This is a genomic window from Pseudomonas sp. Z3-6 (assembly GCF_051131985.1).
Taxonomy (GTDB): domain Bacteria; phylum Pseudomonadota; class Gammaproteobacteria; order Pseudomonadales; family Pseudomonadaceae; genus Aquipseudomonas; species Aquipseudomonas zanjanensis.
Window position 1 is genome coordinate 4590455 of record NZ_CP071644.1, and the last position, 13462, is coordinate 4603916.

The 13462-nt window shown below is 62.2% G+C and carries 13 protein-coding genes; 7 read left to right on the top strand and 6 right to left on the bottom strand.

Annotated features, from left to right (window positions below):
* Positions 1-114: 114 nt before the first annotated feature.
* Positions 115-2478 carry a DNA polymerase II gene (locus tag J3P88_RS19770; protein WP_434571129.1) on the bottom strand — a complete coding sequence of 788 codons (2364 nt, stop codon included), beginning with the start codon at positions 2476-2478 and terminating at the stop codon, positions 115-117.
* Between the two features lie 375 nt (positions 2479-2853).
* On the opposite strand from J3P88_RS19770, the gene J3P88_RS19775 reads away from it, so the two are divergent.
* The 5 genes from J3P88_RS19775 to J3P88_RS19795 all read left to right on the top strand — a co-directional run bounded on the left by J3P88_RS19775 (position 2854) and on the right by J3P88_RS19795 (position 6809).
* Entirely contained in the window at positions 2854-3294 is a 441-nt protein-coding gene (locus J3P88_RS19775) for a CBS domain-containing protein (RefSeq protein ID WP_030138503.1), read from the top strand.
* A gap of 69 nt (positions 3295-3363) precedes the next feature.
* On the top strand, positions 3364-3960 hold the full coding sequence (locus J3P88_RS19780; RefSeq protein WP_186708496.1) for a paraquat-inducible protein A: 597 nt from the start codon (positions 3364-3366) through the stop codon (positions 3958-3960).
* Positions 3957-4616 carry a paraquat-inducible protein A gene (locus J3P88_RS19785; protein WP_186708494.1) on the top strand — a complete coding sequence of 220 codons (660 nt, stop codon included), beginning with the start codon at positions 3957-3959 and terminating at the stop codon, positions 4614-4616. The genes J3P88_RS19780 and J3P88_RS19785 overlap by 4 nt, the downstream gene beginning before the upstream one ends.
* Entirely contained in the window at positions 4597-6255 is a 1659-nt protein-coding gene (locus J3P88_RS19790; protein WP_186730088.1) for an intermembrane transport protein PqiB, read from the top strand. The genes J3P88_RS19785 and J3P88_RS19790 overlap by 20 nt, the downstream gene beginning before the upstream one ends.
* Positions 6256-6272: 17 nt before the next feature.
* A complete protein-coding gene (locus J3P88_RS19795; protein WP_434571132.1) occupies positions 6273-6809 on the top strand; it encodes a PqiC family protein in 537 nt (178 codons plus the stop codon).
* 85 nt (positions 6810-6894) lie between these two features.
* On the opposite strand, the gene J3P88_RS19800 is transcribed toward J3P88_RS19795, so the two are convergent.
* Positions 6895-7524, bottom strand: a complete 630-nt coding sequence (locus J3P88_RS19800) for a glutathione S-transferase family protein (RefSeq protein WP_186708663.1) — start codon at positions 7522-7524, stop codon at positions 6895-6897.
* A 222-nt stretch (positions 7525-7746) separates the two neighbouring features.
* Between J3P88_RS19800 and J3P88_RS19805 the strand changes: the two genes are divergently transcribed.
* Positions 7747-8181, top strand: coding sequence for a phage infection protein (locus J3P88_RS19805; protein WP_434571134.1), 435 nt, complete (start codon positions 7747-7749; stop codon positions 8179-8181).
* 199 nt (positions 8182-8380) lie between these two features.
* Here J3P88_RS19805 and J3P88_RS19810 read toward each other — a convergent pair whose 3' ends face one another.
* The 4 genes from J3P88_RS19810 to J3P88_RS19825 all read right to left on the bottom strand — a co-directional run bounded on the left by J3P88_RS19810 (position 8381) and on the right by J3P88_RS19825 (position 12378).
* Positions 8381-9475 carry a DUF1615 domain-containing protein gene (locus tag J3P88_RS19810; RefSeq protein WP_186710864.1) on the bottom strand — a complete coding sequence of 365 codons (1095 nt, stop codon included), beginning with the start codon at positions 9473-9475 and terminating at the stop codon, positions 8381-8383.
* A gap of 259 nt (positions 9476-9734) precedes the next feature.
* Complete coding sequence (gene hemB / locus J3P88_RS19815) at positions 9735-10709, bottom strand: porphobilinogen synthase (RefSeq protein WP_434571136.1); 975 nt, start codon at positions 10707-10709, stop codon at positions 9735-9737.
* Between the two features lie 116 nt (positions 10710-10825).
* Positions 10826-11683 carry a PhzF family phenazine biosynthesis protein gene (locus J3P88_RS19820; protein WP_434571138.1) on the bottom strand — a complete coding sequence of 286 codons (858 nt, stop codon included), beginning with the start codon at positions 11681-11683 and terminating at the stop codon, positions 10826-10828.
* Complete coding sequence (locus J3P88_RS19825) at positions 11680-12378, bottom strand: glutathione binding-like protein (protein WP_434571140.1); 699 nt, start codon at positions 12376-12378, stop codon at positions 11680-11682. Before J3P88_RS19825 ends, J3P88_RS19820 begins: the two co-directional genes overlap by 4 nt.
* A 307-nt stretch (positions 12379-12685) precedes the next feature.
* Between J3P88_RS19825 and J3P88_RS19830 the strand changes: the two genes are divergently transcribed.
* The gene (locus J3P88_RS19830; protein WP_411387534.1) at positions 12686-13360 is read left to right on the top strand and encodes a histidine phosphatase family protein; all 675 of its coding nucleotides are present in this window, start codon (positions 12686-12688) and stop codon (positions 13358-13360) included.
* The last annotated feature ends 102 nt before the right edge of the window (positions 13361-13462 follow it).

Sequence of the window (13462 nt, forward strand, 5' to 3'; positions counted from 1 at the left end):
CTTGCTCCCGCTGGGTCGCGTAGCGGCCCCACTATCCTTGCGATCGCTGCGCAATCGAGCGGGAGCAAGCTCCCTCGCCACAAAAGCAGTCCGGCGCCTCGCAAACGACAGCCGTTAGAACAACCCCATCTGCCCCCCCACCAACGTTGAAAAGTCATCGTCCACAAACGGCAGGATCGCGTCCGCCACCGGCTGCAGCTGTTTGGTCACGTAGTGGTCGTAATCGATTGGCGCGCTGCGGGTTTCCAGCGGTTCGGGACCAGCGACAGTGATGACATAACTGATCCAGCCGCCATTCTGGTATTGCCGCGGACGGCCCTGGCGCTGGTTGAACTCATCGGCCAGCCGCGCGGCCCGTACATGGGGCGGGACGTTGCGTTCATAGTCGTCCAGCGGTCGACGCAGGCGCTTGCGGTAGACCAGCCGCTCATCGAAGGCACCGGACAGGGTCTGCTGCACATAATCGCGCACATAGTCCTGGTAGGGCTTGCGGTGGAAGATCCGCCCGTACAGCTCCTGCTGGAACTGCCGGGCCAGCGGCGACCAATCGGTCCGCACGGTTTCCAAACCCTTGTAGACGATTTCATCGCTGCCGTCGGCGCGAGTCACCAGTCCGGCGTAGCGTTTCTTGCTGCCCTCCTCGGCACCTCGGATGGTCGGCATCAGGAAGCGCTTGAAATGCGTTTCGAACTGCAGCTCCAGCGCGCTTTCCAGCCCGAACTCGGCACGCACCTGTTCACGCCACCATTGGTTGACGTGCGCCACCAGCTCGCGACCAATCCTGGCCGCCTCCTCCTGACCGTGGGCACGGCGCAGCCAGACGAAAGTGGAATCGGTATCGCCGTAGATCACCGAATGCCCCTGGGCTTCGATCAACTGGCGGGTGTGCTGCATGATCTGGTGGCCACGCAGGGTGATGGACGAAGCCAGGCGCGTGTCGAAGAAGCGACAGCCACTGGAGCCGAGCACGCCATAGAATGCGTTCATGATGATTTTCAACGCCTGGGACAGCGGCGCATTGTGTTCGCGCTTGGCGGTTTCCCGGCCTTCGGCGACCCGCGCGACGATGGCCGGCAGGCAGTGCCGAGTACGGGAGAAGCGCGCCCCGCGAAAACCGGGTACCGACTCTTGGTCATCAGGGTGGCGCAGCCCTTCGATCAAGCCCACCGGGTCGATCAGGAAGGTGCGGATGATCGACGGATACAGGCTTTTGTAGTCCAGCACCAGCACCGACTCGTAGAGCCCCGGTTGAGAGTCCATGACAAACCCGCCCGGGCTGGCCTCGGGCGGGCGCTGGCCAAGATTGGGGGCAACGAAACCCTGGCGGTGCATCAGCGGCATGTACAGGTGCGTGAAGGCTGCCACCGAACCACCGCTGCGGTCCGCTGGCAGGCCGGTGACGCTGGCCCGCTCCAAGAGGAACTTGAGCAGTTCGGTCTTGGCGAAGATCCGCGTCACCAGCTCGCAGTCCTTGAGGTTGTAGCGGGCCAGGGCCGGCTTGTCCTCGGCGAACATGCGATTGATCTCGTCCATGCGCTGGTACGGGTTGTCGATGGACTTGCCCTCCCCCAGCAGCGTCTGGGCAACATTTTCCAGGCTGAACGACGGAAAACTCCAAGTGGCCGAGCGCAAGGACTCGATGCCGTCGATGATCAGCCGACCGGCCGCCGAGGCGAAGAAGTGGTTGTTGCGCGCGCCGTGCTCGCGCCATTGCATTTCTTCGCCACCGCGCCCCAGGCGCAACGGCACCGCCAGCCGCCGGGCATGTTCATGCAACACCCGCAGGTCGAACTGCACCAGGTTCCAGCCGATGATCGCGTCGGGGTCGAAACGGGCGAACCAATCGTTGAGTTTTTTCAGCAGCAGCGTGCGCGATTCGCAATATTCCAGCTGGAAGTCCACGCCGGTATCGTCGCCGTTAGGTGGCCCGAGCATGTAGACCTGGCGCTCGCCGCAGCCTTCCAGCGCAATGGAATACAACTCGCCCTGGGCGGTGGTTTCGATGTCCAGGGACACCAGGCGCAACGGTGGACGGTAATCGGGCGCCGGTTTCATCTGGGCATCGACCAGCAGGCCATCCGCGGCCGGGGTACCGCCGAACCAGACCGGGGCGGTGATGAAACGCTCCATCAGGTAGCGCTCCGGCGGCCTGACGTCCGCTTCGAACACCTCCACACCGGCGCGGCGCAAGGTGGTGTCCAGGCGCATCAGCTGGGCATGTTGCTGGCAATACAGGCCCAGCACCGGGCGATGCTCGAAATCCAGCAGGTCCAGGGGGCGCAGTTCGATATCCTTCTCCCCTTGCAGCAAGGCTTCGAGCTGGCCGCGCTGGACCTGCGGCACAAAGGCCACCGACGTTTGCATCGGCAGGCGCACGCGCCGGGGACCGGCGTCGGTCGCCAGCCAGAACTCGACTTCGGTGCCGGCCGGGGTGTCGCGCCAATGCCGGGTCAGGACGAAGCCCTGCTGTAGATCCACCGCTGCAACCTCGAATTTTGCGTAGGCGACGATTCTACCTGTGGCGGGGGGACTTCACCTGACCAACTGACACACCACCCACCTGCTTAACTGACACCCACCTGCTTTTTGTGGCGAGGGAGCTTGCTCCCGCTGGGGTGCGAAGCAGCCCCAAAACCGACCACCTCGGTATATCGGGCGAATGCCAACAACCCGGGGCTGCTGCGCAGCCCAGCGGGAGCAAGCTCCCTCGCCACAGGGTGCATGGCGCCACTTCGGTGGTGAATTTACCGGCAATGACGTTTTTGGACGATTGGCCGCCGCTTTACCGCTTGCTCTGCGCCGTTGGGTCTACGATGCTTTAACCACCTGCAAAAACAACACCCGAGGCTCCCCATGAAAACCGTCGCGCAGTTGCTCCGGATAAAAGACGAGAAGAACCAGCAAGTGCACACCATCTCACCGGACGACATGGTATTGCAGGCCCTGATGCGCATGGCCGAGAAAAATGTCGGCGCCTTGCTGGTGGTGAAGAACGATGAGGTGCTGGGGATCATCAGCGAGCGCGACTATGCGCGCAAAATGGTCCTGCACGGGCGCTCGTCGGTGGGCACGAAGGTCAGCGACATCATGGTCTCCCCGGTGATCACCATCGACCCGCACCAAAATGTCGAGACCTGCCTGAGCATCATGACCGAGAAGCACTTGCGGCATTTGCCGGTGGTAGAAGACGGCAAACTCGTCGGGCTGCTGTCCATCGGTGACCTGGTCAAGGAAGCCATCGCCGAACAGGCCGACCTGATCCGACAACTGGAGCAATACATTCGCGGCGAATGATCCGTCGCAACGGGTTGCTCATTCTCAACACACTTCTATATTGAAGGGGTTGTTCCTGCGAGCATCCCGATGGCCGCCACCGACCGACTGATCATTTGTGAACATTGCGATGCGGTGTACGAGCCGGTTGTGCTCGCTCCGCACCAGAAAGCCGCGTGCGTGCGCTGTCACGCGGTGATCCAGCGCTACAACGGCCTGACCATCGAACAGCGCCTGGCCTTGAGCGTGACGGCCGCGGTGTTGTGGGCTTTCGCCAACATTTATCCCGTGATGAGCATCCGCCTCCAGGGCCTGAGCAACAGCGCGACATTGTGGGATTCCATCGTGGCGCTGAGCCAGGGCCCCATCACTTTCATCGCCCTGGTGACAGCGGTGGCAATCATCATTGCGCCGGCCTTCCAGCTGGCGCTGTTGCTCTGGGTCCTGGGCCATGCCTACCTCCAGCGGCGGGCGCCGGGGTTCGCCCTGTGCATGCGCAGCCTGGAAACCCTGCGGCCCTGGAGCATGCTGGAGGTGTGCCTGCTGGGCGCACTGGTGGCGGTGATCAAGCTCGCCGGCCTGCTGGACGTGCTGCCGGGCATCGGCCTGTTCGCCCTCGCGGCCTTGAGCCTGTTGATGATCCGCATTGCCGGGCGTGATGTCCGCGACCTGTGGGACAGCCTATGAGCGGCCAGCCGCTGGACACCCCGCCCGAGGCCCGCGACCTGAACCTGTGCCTGTGCCACAGTTGCGGCCTGGCCTGCGACATGACCGACGAACCCGATACCTGCCCCCGTTGCGACGCTCCCCTGCATCGCCGCAAACCCGACGCCATCACCCGCACCTGGGCCTACATGCTCGCCGCGCTGGTGTTCTACATCCCGGCCAACCTGCTTCCGGTCATGAACACCCAGATGCTCGGCGAGGGCGCCGACAGCACGATCATCAGCGGCGTCATCGAGTTCTGGCAAAGCGGCGCGTGGGACATCGCCCTGATCATCTTCATCGCCAGCATCGCGGTGCCCGGCATCAAGTTCGTCGTGTTGACCCTGCTGCTGGTGACCGCACAGCGGCGCAGCACCTGGGCCCAGGTCCAACGGGCGAAGCTGTACCGACTGGTGGAAGTCATCGGCTACTGGTCGATGCTCGACGTGCTGGTGGTGGCCCTGGTGGCGGCCCTGGTCAAGTTCCAGGCACTGAGCGATATCGAACCGCGACCGGGTATCCTGTTTTTCGGCCTCGTGGTGCTGTTCACCATGTTGTCGGCCATGAGTTTCGACCCCCGGCTGATCTGGGACACCCAACCTTCCGAGGAGACCATGGATGAAGTCGCAAGTCACTGACGGGCAACAACCCGCACCCGGTCGGGCTCACGTCAGCACCCGTCGCTGGACGGTATCGCTGGTGTGGATCGTGCCGATCATCGCGGTGCTGGTGGGCATTTCCCTGGTGGTCAACAACTGGCTGCAGGAGGGCCCGACGATCACCATCACCTTCAAGACCGGCCAAGGCCTGACCGCCAACAAGACCCAAGTGAAATATCGCAACGTGGTGATTGGCCAGGTCACCGACGTGCAATTGAGTGAAGACCAGAAGAACGTCACCGCCACCGTCAAGCTCGCCAAGACCGCCGACACCTTCACCCACGAAGACTCGGTGTTCTGGGTCGTACGGCCGCGTATCGGTGCCGGTGGGATCTCGGGAATCGACACGCTGCTGTCCGGCGATTTCATCGGTGCCGACGCTGGCCAGTCGAAAGTGCGCGCCAAATCCTTCACCGGCCTGGAAGCCCCGCCGCCGATCACCTATGGCGAACCGGGCAAACGCTTCACCCTGCACTCCCAGGACCTCGGTTCGCTGGACATTGGCTCACCGGTGTACCTGCGCAAGATCCCGGTGGGCCAGGTCGTGTCCTATGCACTGGACGCCGACGGCAAAGGCGTCGACATCGACGTGTTCGTCAACGCGCCCAACGACCGGTACGTCACCGAAAACACCCGGTTCTGGAACGTCAGCGGCGTGGACGTGAACGTCGGCGCCAACGGGTTCGCCGTCAAGACCGAGTCGCTCTCGGCCTTGCTGCTTGGCGGCATCGCGTTCAGGGCACCGGAATACAGTCCAAACGACACCATTGCCAGCGAAGACAAGACCTTCGAATTGTTTGCCGACCAGCAGAGCGCCCTCGCCCCACCCGACGGCAAGGGACAATACCTGGCCCTGCGTTTTGACCAGGCACTGCGCGGGTTGCGAGTCGGTGCACCGGTAGAGTTCCTCGGCGTTGAAGTCGGCCGGGTGGTGGCCATCAACCTGGATTTCGATGAGAAACAACGCAGCTTTCCGGTCAACGTCGGCGTGGTGATCTACCCTCAGCGCCTGGGCAAGGCCCATGAAAAACTGCTCAAGTCGCTCAACCACGATCCGGAAGACGAAGCCGCCGGTGCCCGCCTGATCGGCAGCTTTGTCGAGCGCGGCCTGCGCGCCCAGGCCCGCAGCGGCAACCTGCTGACCGGGCAGTTGTACATCTCGCTGGACTTCTACCCCAAGGCCGAAAAAGTCGCCTTCGACCCCAGCGCCCGCCCCGTGCGTATTCCAACCCTCCCGGGCAGCCTGCAGCAATTGCAGGAACAACTGCAGACGATGGTCGAGCGGATCAACAAACTGCCATTGGAGAGCATCGCCGGCAACCTGGATGGCAATCTGGTGGAGTTGCGCAAAGGCCTGGCCCAGTTCAACAGCAAGACCTTGCCCGGCGTGCAAAGCACCTTGCAGGACGTCAGCAAAACCCTGCAATCGGCCAACTCGACCCTGGCCGAAGACTCGCCGCAGCGTGAACAACTGACCCAGACCTTGGACGACCTGGGCCGCATGTCGCGCTCGTTGCGCGAGCTGTCGGACTACCTGAGTCGCCACCCCGAATCGCTGCTTCGCGGCCGGCCCAAGGACGCACCGGCACAGAACCTTACCTTGCCGGTGAAAGAATGATCACAGGAGCCCGCCCCATGCCACTGACGCTAAAACTCTCCCTGGTTGCCGTGGCCCTGCTGCTCGGCGCCTGTCGCAGCGATCCGATTCATTACCACACCCTGAGCCCGGTTCAGCCGGCAGGCCAGTCACGCTCTGGCATGGACATCCAGATCGAACAAGTGAGCGTTCCCCCCCAGGTGGATCGCACCCAGATGGTCATTCGCCAAGGCAGCAGCGGGTTGGCGATCCTCGAAACCGAATGGTGGGGCGCCAGCCTGGCGGATGAACTGCACAGCAGCCTGGACGAACAACTGAGCAACCCTGGCGCGCCGAAATCATCGCTGCGGGTGGATGTGCAGCGCTTTGACTCGATTCCGGGCCGCTACGCCCGCATGGACGTGCAATGGCGGCTACGAAGCCTGGGCGGCGATACCCGCCCCCTCGTTTGTCGCAGCAGCCTGCAGACACCGTCGGGCGCCAGTATCGACGACCTGGTGACAGCCCATCAGCAGAACGTCCGGCAATTTGTCGACCTTGTCGAGCAGGCGGCTGTACGCAAAGGCTGTCCTTGATCTGTAGGAGCTGTCGAGCGAAGCGAGGCTGCGATCTTTCGATCTTTCGCTTGAGATTCAAGCGTCAGGGGAAAGATCGCAGCTCCTACAACGGCCAATGCAGCGACAGTATCGGCGCCACGCGTGGATGGCGGTCGATGCGCTCCAACAATCCGTAGAATTGCGGGCGGGCGTTGAGCATCGCCTCTCGCGTATTTCTCCACTTGGTGATCACAGCCGCCAGGATATCCAACGCCCCCGGCTCGGCACCGCCGAGAAACGGTTGGGCCGGGAATTGGTCGGCAAACAGCGCCCAGTTGCGGTAGAGCCGTTGCTGGGTACCTGATACCAAGCGCTGCCGAGTCTCTTCGTCCGCATCGTCCAGCCAGCGCTCCGGAAAATCGATGATGCCGATGGGGGTGTAGCAGTTGGCCGCGATGTAAACCAGGCCTCGTATGGCTTGCGCACGTTGGGCTGCGTCGTCAGGGAGCAGCTTCGAGGCGGGAAAGGTCAGCCCGAGGTGAATCAGAATCGCCGATGCCTCGGTCAGCACCGAGCCATCTGGCAGTTGCAGCGTTGGAACCTGCTTCAGGGGGTTGAGGGCCTCGAGCTCTTTCGCTGCTTCACTTTCTTCCGTCGAATAGGCATCGACCCGCCGATAAGCCACATCACAAAGGTCCAGTGCCACCTCTACCGCCGACGAGCCGGATTGCCTGTGACCGAATAACTGATACATGAGCTTGCCTCCTGCCTGTGGGTTACCCGGTAGAACCTGCAAACCTGGCAGTGTTCCACCCGAAGGACGACGCGCACGCCAGGGGGACACCCTCATTGGATCAACCGACATCGAGCTATCACTGCCGTCGATGTTCACCATCATGCCAATGAAGTTCTCTTGATGATCGCCCGGGACAACAATGCCCCCACACAAACCACTGCACCCCCGGAGCACACCATCATGAAACGCCAAGTCATCCTCAGCCTCGCTTTCTCCGTACTGGCCGCCAACGTATTCGCCGCCTCCTCGCAACCCGTCGTCGTCGAAGGCGGTTCTGATCGCCTGATCGAAAACCGCGTAGCTGAAGGTGGTTCTGATCGCCTGCTGGAACGCCGTGTAGCCGAAGGTGGCTCCGACCGCCTGATCGAAAACCGCGTCGCCGAAGGCGGTTCTGATCGACTGCTGGAACGCCGTGTAGCCGAAGGTGGCTCCGACCGACTGATCGAAAACCGCGTAGCTGAAGGTGGTTCTGATCGCCTGCTGGAACGCCGTGTAGCCGAAGGTGGTTCTGATCGCCTGATCGAAAACCGCGTAGCTGAAGGTGGCTCCGACCGCCTGCTGGAACGCCGCGTTGCCGAAGGTGGCTCTGATCGCCTGATCGAAAACCACGCATGATTTGCTTGACCGTAATGCCTGAAAACAACGCAAGTCATAGGCAACACACCCCGTGGCGAGGGAGCTTGCTCCCGCTCGGGCGCGCAGCGGCCGCAATGATCGACAAGCCGCTGCGTAGCCCGCCCGACACACCCATCAAGACGACTCCCCCTTAAAAGCCCGGCCTCATCCACCGGGTTTTTTCATGCCCCGACATCTGCTAACGCCCCGCCGCCCGCGCCATGCAGCGCTGATAACGCTCATCCACCCGCTTGGCAAACCACGCCGTGGTCAGCTTGCGCGTGATCTTCGGACTCTTGAGCACGATCCCCGGCAATATCGCCCGCGGCAACGGCTTGCCCTCGGCGCGCTCAGCCAGTTCGAACACCCGCTTGTAGAGCTTGCTGTCCTCGAACGCCAGGCTATCGCCCTGCTCCAACTGATCGCGAATGGTCGGGTTGCGCATCCCCAACGACTTGCCCAGCGTGCGAACCGCCAGCTCCGTGCTGCCCGGCATGATCGAGTCATGGGCAACCAGATCGCCGTCCAGCGCCAGGGAAATGCCCGACGCCACGCTGACCGCATGCTGGAAAGCCGCGTTGCGACTGGCGTACCACCCGGCGTTGAAATCGGCGAAACGATACAACGGCTCGCTATAGCTCACCGGATAACCCAGCAAATGCGCGATACCGAAGTACATCCCGCCACGGCGACTGAACACTTCGCGACGAATCGAACCATCCACCGTATAGGGGTAATCCCGCGCATTGGCTTGGGCAAACGCGATGCTCACCTGCATCGGGCCACCGGTGTGCACCGGATTGAAACCGCCGAACAGCGTCTTGCCCAGCGGCACCATGCCGATGAAATCATCGAAAATCCCGCTCAGCTCTTTCTCGCTACGCGCCGCATTGAGTCGATCGCTGTAGCTTTTGCCATTGGGCGAACGCACCTGGAGCGCGCCGCTGACCAACAGCTCCGGAATGTGCACCTTCGCCGCCCGGCGGTTGATCTCTTGACGAGCGATCTTGCCCAGCCCCGGCACTGGCGGGTCGGCCTGGAACGTCGACTCCTGTTCGGTCACCGCCAGGACCGCACAGATATTCTGCGTCGTGGACGGAATCTGCTGGGCCGCAAAGGCCACGTAGATGTCAGTCGCCCAACCTTGGCGATCCGTCGTCTTGGCCGGCAATAATTGCACGATCTGCTTCTTGACCTCAGCGGGTTGGCGCTCGGGCTCCTGGGCCTGACGACTACCGCAACCGGCCAGGGCCAGCAACGCCGCGAGGCTGATCATCAATCGGTCGAATTGCATGGGGCTCCATCGGGTTTGTTGTTCCGGAGCAACCATACGATCAAAAGTGAATGCGGGCTATGCCCAATGTGGGAGCGGGCTTGCTCGCGAAGGCGGCGGCACATGCGGCATTGATATCAACTGACCCACCGCTATCGCGATCAGGCTCGCTCCCACAGGAGAACGGCGGTGTGCCTGGATTTCCCATCCAACCCAAAACCATTGTGGGAGCGAGCCTGCTCGCGAAGGCGGCGGCATTGGCATCATTGATGCAGGCGGATCAGATCCCGCTCAGTGCCAGATCCATGGCGAAGTAAGTGAAAATCAAATCCGCCCCCGCCCGCTTGATGGCACCAAGGCTCTCGCGTACCACGCGGGCCTCGTCAATGGCACCGGCCTGGGCGGCGAATTTGATCATCGCGTATTCGCCACTGACCTGATACGCCGACAGCGGCAGGTTCGAAGCCTGGCGAATGTCGCGGATGATATCGAGGTAGGCACCGGCCGGCTTGACCATCAGCGCATCGGCACCTTCCTGCTCGTCGAGCAGGGATTCGCGCAAGGCTTCGCGGCGGTTCATCGGGTTCATCTGGTAGCTCTTGCGGTCGCCTTTGAGCGCGCTACCGCCGGCCTCGCGGAACGGGCCATAGAGCGCCGAAGCGAATTTGGTGGAATAGGCCATGATTGCCGTCTGGCTGAAACCGGCGTCATCCAGGGCCTTGCGAATCGCCTGTACCTGCCCGTCCATGGCTGCCGACGGCGCGATCACATCGGCACCGGCGCGGGCCGCCGCCACGGCTTGCTTGCCCAGGTTGACCAAGGTCCGGTCGTTGTCCACTTCATCGTCGTGGAGGACGCCGCAATGACCATGATCGGTGTATTCACAGAAGCAGGTGTCGGACATCACGATCATTTCCGGCACCGCGTCCTTGCAGATCCCGGCCATGCGCGACACCAGGCCGCGCTCGCTCCAAGTGTCGCTGCCGTCGTTGTCCAAGTGATGGGACACACCAAACGTCATTACCGACCTGATGCCAGCACGGGCATAGCGCTCGATCTCACTGGCCAGCTTCGATTCAGGGATGCGCACCACGCCGGGCATGCTCTTGATCGGCACAAAATCATCGATTTCTTCTTCGACGAAAATCGGCAGCACCAGGTCGTTCAAGGTGAATTCGGTTTCCTGGAACAGGCTGCGCAAGCTTGCATTGCGACGCAGGCGGCGTGGACGTGCTTCGGGGAACTGGCTGGACATGGGACTCCTGGGCAAAAAAGGGTGCTCGATCACAGAGCGCAAAGCTTATGCCCTGGCCAGCCAGGGCACAAACGCCTGCTGGAAAACAGAGTGTTACCAGCCGAGCAATAATCGCCTCACAAGGTCAACGAGCCATTGATGCACGTCACGACTGCGCCGCCAATCCAGACTTCATCCCCCACCTGCTCGACATGAATGCGCCCGGCCCGGCCCATCGTCAGTCCCTGGCTGACCACGTAGGTCGCCGGCGCCAGGCCTTTGCCCAGCATCCATTGCGCGAGCCCGGCGTTCAGGCTTCCGGTGGCCGGATCCTCGGGCATGCCATCACCGGCGATGAAACCGCGCACTTCAAATTGGGCCTCATCGCCATCCACGGCCCGATTCCAAGGTGCGATCACGCCCACGGCCAGATCCAGCAACTGCGGGTAATCGGGTTCAAGCGTCAGCACCTGCTGGCGATCCTTGAGCATCACCGCCAGCCAACCGGCACCGTTATCGACCCATTGCGCCTCGACAATCGCCTCCGCGGCAAGCCCTAGCCCCTTGCGCACCCGCTCCAGCAGCTCGGCGTCCAGCGGACCGGACTTGAGCAAGGGTGGCGCGAGGAACGCCAACCCATGATCGCTGCGGCGAATCCTGACCAGGCCGACGCCGCACTCCTGCACGATCTCCTGCCCTTTCGGCACGCCGCCGGCTTCCAGCCAGGCGTGACAACTGCCCAAGGTCGGATGCCCGGCAAACGGCAACTCGGTCAAGGTGGTGAAGATACGCACCCGGTAATCGGCTTCCGGGTGCCGCGGCGCCAACAGGAACGTGGTTTCGCTGAGGTTGGTCCAATTGGCAAAAGCCGCCATGTGCCCGTCACTGAGCCCGTCGGCCCCCAGCACCACCGCCAGTGGATTGCCTTTGAGCGGCACATCGCTGAACACATCCAGTTGTTTGTAATCGAAACGGCGGGACGTCGGGCCACTCATTCCGGAATCTTCAACCCGCGCGCCACAGCCGGTCGCGCCAGGAAGCGCTCCAATACCCGCGTCACATTGGGGAAGTTCTGGATACCCACCAGATCACCGGCCTCATAAAAACCGATCAAGTTGCGCACCCAGGGAAACGTGGCGATATCGGCGATGGTGTAGCGCTCGCCCATGATCCAGTCCCGGCCTTGCAGACGGCCATCGAGCACCTTGAGCAGACGCTTGCTCTCCTCGACATACCGATCCCGCGGCCGCTTGTCCTCGTAGTCCTTGCCGGCGAACTTGTTGAAGAACCCCAACTGCCCGAACATCGGCCCGATCCCACCCATCTGGAACATCAGCCACTGGATCGTCTCGTAGCGCGCCGCCGATTCCTGGGCCAGCAACTGCCCGCTCTTGTCTGCCAGGTAAATCAGGATCGCCCCCGACTCGAACAGCGCCAACGGCTGGTCCCCCGGCCCATGGGGATCGAGAATCGCCGGGATCTTGTTGTTGGGATTCAGGGAGAGGAACTCGGGCGACAACTGGTCGTTGCTGGCGAAGTCCACTTTGTGAGGCTCGTACGGCAGGCCGATCTCCTCCAGCATGATCGAGACCTTCACGCCGTTGGGGGTAGGCAGCGAGTAGAGCTGGAGCCACTCAGGGTATTGGGCGGGCCATTTTTCGGTGATGGGGAACGGGGTCAAGTCGGGCATGGGGTCGGCTCGGAAATGAAAGAAAGCCCGAGGATAATCCAAGATGTAGGGCACGGCATCACTGCCCGTCACGGAATTCACCTCGTCCGTTCTTAATTTCGCAACATCCTGTCGTTAACGTTTGTCCCATCTCCTGACGGAGATCGCTACAGTGCACCGAAATCGAACCAAAGCGCTCAAAGGGACTCTGAGCAATGCCCCCGAGGATTCGACGAGGCGTAACGACAGGGAAAACACCCGAAGCCCGGCGCCTCGCGGTGCCAGGGTTTGTCAGCCTGACTCACGCGTGCCGAAGACTATTTATTCGATGATGAACCCACTGAATTTCGCCAGACGTTTCAAACACCGTTCGTGGCTGATGCTGCCGACGCTGCTTGTGGTCTGTGGCCTGGTGTTGTCGCTGGAGTCCAGCGTCAGCCGTGCCCAGCCAGCCGACGGTGTACAGACCCTGGTGTTCCTGCGCCACGCGGAGAAACCCGCCGGCGGCCTGGGCCAGCTCAACTGCCAGGGCCTCAACCGCGCCATCGACCTGGCCACCCTGTTGCCGGAAAAATTCGGCAAGGCCGATTACGTGTTCGCGGCCAACCCTACCCGCAATGTCGAGGAGGGCGAGCTGGACAACTCCTACAGCTACATTCGCCCGCTGATGACCATCAGCCCCAGCGCCATCAAGCTCGGGTTGCCGGTGAACATCAATTATTCGGCCAACGACACCAGCGACCTGGCTGATGAACTGCTGGACGACAAGTACCACAACGCCACCATCTATACCGCCTGGTCCCATGGTTACCTGCCGGAGCTGATCAACGAAGTCGCCGGGGAGGCCTTGGGCAAGAAGCAGACCATTACCGATGACTGGGCCTCGGGAGACTTCGACTCGCTGTATGTGCTGACCCTCACCTGGCACAACGGCAAGGCCAGCCTCACCAGCCAGAGCTATAAGCAAGGGTTGGATAATGGCCAGGAGACCTGCCCGACATAATCAGGCGGTATTCCCTGTGGGAGCGGGCTTGCTCGCGAAGGCGATGGCACAGTCAACATCCTCGTCAACTGATCCACCGCTTTCGCGAGCAAGCCCGCTCCC

What these genes read in the sequence shown, in the direction of transcription:
- J3P88_RS19775 (WP_030138503.1), top strand. Translation starts at nt 2,854, where the DNA reads ATGAAAACCGTCGCGCAGTTGCTCCGGATAAAAGACGAGAAGAACCAG.
- J3P88_RS19780 (WP_186708496.1), top strand. Translation starts at nt 3,364, where the DNA reads ATGGCCGCCACCGACCGACTGATCATTTGTGAACATTGCGATGCGGTG.
- J3P88_RS19785 (WP_186708494.1), top strand. Translation starts at nt 3,957, where the DNA reads ATGAGCGGCCAGCCGCTGGACACCCCGCCCGAGGCCCGCGACCTGAAC.
- J3P88_RS19790 (WP_186730088.1), top strand. Translation starts at nt 4,597, where the DNA reads ATGAAGTCGCAAGTCACTGACGGGCAACAACCCGCACCCGGTCGGGCT.
- J3P88_RS19795 (WP_434571132.1), top strand. Translation starts at nt 6,273, where the DNA reads ATGCCACTGACGCTAAAACTCTCCCTGGTTGCCGTGGCCCTGCTGCTC.
- J3P88_RS19800 (WP_186708663.1), bottom strand. Translation starts at nt 7,524, where the DNA reads ATGTATCAGTTATTCGGTCACAGGCAATCCGGCTCGTCGGCGGTAGAG.
- J3P88_RS19805 (WP_434571134.1), top strand. Translation starts at nt 7,747, where the DNA reads ATGAAACGCCAAGTCATCCTCAGCCTCGCTTTCTCCGTACTGGCCGCC.
- J3P88_RS19810 (WP_186710864.1), bottom strand. Translation starts at nt 9,475, where the DNA reads ATGCAATTCGACCGATTGATGATCAGCCTCGCGGCGTTGCTGGCCCTG.
- hemB (WP_434571136.1), bottom strand. Translation starts at nt 10,709, where the DNA reads ATGTCCAGCCAGTTCCCCGAAGCACGTCCACGCCGCCTGCGTCGCAAT.
- J3P88_RS19820 (WP_434571138.1), bottom strand. Translation starts at nt 11,683, where the DNA reads ATGAGTGGCCCGACGTCCCGCCGTTTCGATTACAAACAACTGGATGTG.
- J3P88_RS19825 (WP_434571140.1), bottom strand. Translation starts at nt 12,378, where the DNA reads ATGCCCGACTTGACCCCGTTCCCCATCACCGAAAAATGGCCCGCCCAA.
- J3P88_RS19830 (WP_411387534.1), top strand. Translation starts at nt 12,686, where the DNA reads ATGATGAACCCACTGAATTTCGCCAGACGTTTCAAACACCGTTCGTGG.